This is a genomic window from Halothiobacillus sp. (genome assembly GCF_027346185.1).
Classification (GTDB): domain Bacteria; phylum Pseudomonadota; class Gammaproteobacteria; order Halothiobacillales; family Halothiobacillaceae; genus Halothiobacillus.
On sequence record NZ_DAIESY010000046.1, the window covers coordinates 1 to 3818 of the forward strand.

Consider the following 3818-nt stretch of genomic DNA (forward strand, 5'->3'; position numbering starts at 1 on the left):
ATGCATGAGTCAAACCACTGAGACTCCTGAGTCGCCAATAGCTATCCACCCGTCGTTTGGCCGTGCGTGCAGGGGGCAAAGTACCCTCCGCGGGGGCTATGAAATGTGCGTGTGTAATTGATGGCGGCGGCTCGATGGTTACGCCCGCCTGCGCGTCAAGATCAGCCAATGCGACCTCGAAACTTGGAATAAACTCATCACCGCCCTGCAGCCTCAAAACATGCCCCAAGCCGGAATCATGTTGATTGGGTTGCTTGCCTGTGCCGAATTTGACCGGCCCCAGCGAAACCGTACACGCCGACTCGGCTCGGGTGAGCGCGACATAAATCAGCCGCACGCTCTCGGTCATCTGCGCCTCATGCTCCGCCGCGATGGCTTCGGGGTATTCACCCAGATTCATACCGCGCCCGGCGCTCGTTCGCCAAGGTGTCGCCGTGCTGTTTTTATTCGCATCTTTGGGGCGAATCAAGGGCAAGAAGGGCAGATAAACCACAGGGTATTGCAAGCCTTTGGAGGAATGAATCGTGATGATCCGCACCAGATGCTCATCCTGCTCCAGTCGAAGCTCATGCTCGGCTTCGTTGTCGCTGACGGCCTGGGCGTAGCGTTGCAGCAGTGCATCCAGGCCAGCCAACTGCGCCTGATCATTCTGCGCCCAATCGGCCAGATGCAAGAGGTTTGTCAGCCGCCGCTCGCCCGAACGATCCGGCAGCGGCGCGGCCAACAATCGGGCCGGAATGTGATAGTCATGCATAAGCTGGTAAACAGCGGCGAGAATGCCCTGATGCCGTGCAATCCGCTGGTAGTCCATGAATCTCGACGTGTCCTGATCCAGTCGGGCATCGTTGCGGACGGCATCGAGTTCGTCCCAATGCCGGGCGAAGCTCGACGAGCCCAGCGCCGCACGAAGCCGGTCCTGACGTTGCGGCTCGGCAATTGCTAGCAACCAGCGGTGAAAATCAGCCGCTTCTTGCGTTGCGAACAGACGATGCCGGTCAGACAGATACACACTCTTGATACCGCGACGATTGAGCGACCGTTGCAGCAGAGCCGCCTGATCGCCCGTGGACACCAGAATCGCCATATCCTGCGGGCGCAAGGCTGTCATTTCGCCCTCGGCATCAAAAAAAGCAAGATCACCAACCTGCGCCGCATTGAGACGCGAAGTAATGGCCTCGGCGGTATGCTCCGCCATCTGCTCAACAAAATGCCCCGCCGCCAGCAGCGTATCGCGCGGCAGGGCCCAACCCGTCAGGGCCGGACACGGCTGCCACTCACCCGCCCTATTGCGACGTTTCAACTGGCGAGCCTTGCCTCGCGCGCTGACGCGAATGAATGGCAGTGGGTTGCCTTCATCCGTTTTGTGTCTAAAGGCGCCGGATGACTGGTGGTCTGCGCGCTCGAAGACAAAATTCACCGCCGCCACCAATTCAGGTGTGGAGCGGTAATTGGCATCCAATGTGTAATGCCGGCCTTGTGTTGCCTCCCGGGCGGCGAGGTAGCTGAACATGTCCGCGCCGCGAAAGCGGTAGATCGATTGCTTTGGATCACCAATCAGAATCATCGTACCCGTTTGTTCCGCCGCCGGAGCTTCCTCCGCCTTCCCGCCGATCCGGAACACCCGATCGAAAATGCGGTACTGCAACGGATCGGTATCCTGAAACTCGTCGATCATCGCCACGGGAAATTGCGTTCGGATTGTGTCCGCGAGTTGTTGCCCTTCATCCCCCGTCAATGCGCGATCAAGGTTCAACAGAATATCGTCAAATCCCATTTCGGCATTTTGTTGCAACACCGTGTCGATGCGATCACGCACCCAAAACGCGGCGTGGGCCAACAAGCGAATCGCCAACTGCTCACGGCCTTGAATAGCAGCCTCCATCGCATTGGGCCATGCGGAAAAAACCGCCAACGCGGGATGAGGCGGTCGTTCAAGTTTCTTGTTGAATTTGGGTTGAGTGAGAAATTTGAATACATCAATCGGGAGCGACTCGCCGGTTTGCGCCCACTGATCGAGGCTATCCCAAAGTGTCGAGAAATCCGTCAATTTGGACAACGTTTTGTGCGAAGAGCCATTCAGCGACCCCATGATCGGCAACCATGCCGCCTTCAAGGTCTCGGCGTACGTTGACCAAGCCCGTCGTGCATCTCGCTCCGCTTGCTGAGCTAGAGTATCCAGTTCGGTGACCTCGGCCACCAGCACACTAAATTCAAGTGAAGCTGGATCAACTGGCACACCATCCACAAACAGCGGCGCGCCATCACGCGCCAACAGCCCGCTGAGTTTGTGGGCCAATGCCGCAGGGCCACCCAACAGATTCGCCACGGCAAGCGCCTGCTCAGATGGCAGCGCATAAACAAAATGCCGCCAGTAATCCTGCACGGCCTGATCGACCACCGGTGTCAATGAAGTACGCACCGTCTGTTCGAACAGGGCTCGACTATGAAAGGCATGCTCGTTCAGCATCCGCTGACACCAGCCGTGAATCGTGAAAATTGCCGCCTCATCCATCCAGTTGGCCGCCATTTCGAGGCGTTGAGCCGCGGCAAGACGTTCTTCAGATGTAGCAAAAGCCTTTTTCAACGCATTCAGCAGAGGATCATCACCGTCCAAATCTGCATCAGAGAACACCCTGGATGCTTCAAACAACCGCGCCCGAATCCGCTCGCGCAGTTCATCGGCGGCGGCCTCGGTAAAGGTGGTCACCAGAATTTGTGGCGGCATCAACGGTTCGGTGCCATGCCCCAAAACCAAACGGACATAGAGCAAGGCAATCGTGAACGTTTTACCCGTCCCCGCGCTGGCTTCGATCAAACTCGCGCCCTCAAAGGGAAAAGAGAGTGGATCGAGAACATGGACAGGTTCTTGCTCTTTTTCCTGCTCTTGAGCCGAAACAGCCATCGGGCGCACTCCAAATACTTGCGGGCATTCATTGTAAGCGAGCAGGAAACACAAATCCCCCTCGATCCCCCTTTTTCAAAGGGGGAGGCGCAATACCCCTCTCCCTTGATGGGAGAGGGGCAGGGGAGAGGGTGATAAGGTTGCTGCCAAACGAGCGAATTGCCCCTCCCGAGCCCGTCCAGTGCCGTGGGGCAACACGACCATGAACGGGCTGGGGGAGCAGTACGAGATTGAGTAGAAATAAAAAAGGCACCCGAAGGTGCCTTTTGTAATTCACAGTTTTAAACCCGAGCGTGTAATCGCAAGATCACCCACTCAAGTGATTAGAACTTGTGTTCGATACCCACTGAGACAGCAGAAGTGCTCTTGCCACTTTGGATTCCTTTTGCAGGTGGGTATGAGTAGTCATGACCGCCACCCATGATGGTGTAGCTAGCTGCGCTGCTGTTGCTGGTTTGAGCATACATAGCGTACACATTGGTTTGCTTGCTCAGCTTGTAGTCGTACCCAACAGCCCACATGTCGCCACCAGTATTGGTGGTGTTGGAAATATCGTCAGCTTTGTAGTACTGAGCCTTAATGGTGTTCGCGCCCAGGAAGGTGTACGCAGCACCTACTCCATACGCTTTCACGTCATCGTTAGAGAAGCCAACATTTTTGACGTCTTGGTACATGCCAAGGATTTTGAAGCCAGCAATGCTATAGTTTGCACCAATGCGGTAAGCGTCCTGGGTATCAGTCATACCAACACCGACAGGACCCTGCATATTGTGTTGCTCGTAAGCAGCATCCAGACCAAAACCGGCAATCTTGTAGCCAGCACTCAAGCTCCATGCATTACTCTTGGTTGAGTAAGCAGCAGTGCCATTTGCGGGAGAGGCAGGAATGCCGTAGGCCGCTGAAGAAGGATCATTTG

At 56.1% G+C, this 3818-nt stretch carries 2 protein-coding genes; both read right to left on the reverse strand.

What is annotated here, in order from left to right; all coding sequences use genetic code 11:
- Window positions 1-2902: UvrD-helicase domain-containing protein (locus M7R55_RS03555; RefSeq protein ID WP_298218572.1), on the reverse strand; the 2902-nt coding region annotated here is incomplete at its 3' end.
- A gap of 323 nt (window positions 2903-3225) precedes the next feature.
- On the reverse strand, window positions 3226-3818 hold a 593-nt coding region (locus tag M7R55_RS03560), incomplete at its 5' end, for a porin (protein WP_298218574.1).